The following is a 252-nucleotide window of genomic DNA, read 5'->3' on the forward strand; positions in this document are numbered from 1 at the left end:
CTCAGTTCCAATGTGGCCGATCACCCTCTCAGGTCGGCTACTGATCGTCGCCTTGGTAAGCCGTTACCTTACCAACTAGCTAATCAGACGCGGGTCCATCCTGTACTGGCTCACCTTTGATATTTAAGAGATGCCTCTCAAATATATTATCCCGTATTAGCATACCTTTCGGTATGTTATCCGTGTGTACAGGGTAGGTTACCCACGCGTTACTCACCCGTCCGCCGCTCTTTACCGAAGTAAATCGCTCAA

The 252-nt window shown here is 49.2% G+C and carries 1 rRNA gene; it reads right to left on the reverse strand.

The window, feature by feature from the left end:
- Window positions 1-252: ribosomal RNA gene (locus KGF45_RS19910) — 16S ribosomal RNA — on the reverse strand; the annotation flags it as partial.

It is taken from the genome of Clostridioides sp. ZZV14-6154 (assembly GCF_020657785.1).
In the GTDB taxonomy this organism is placed as follows: Bacteria; Bacillota; Clostridia; order Peptostreptococcales; family Peptostreptococcaceae; genus Clostridioides.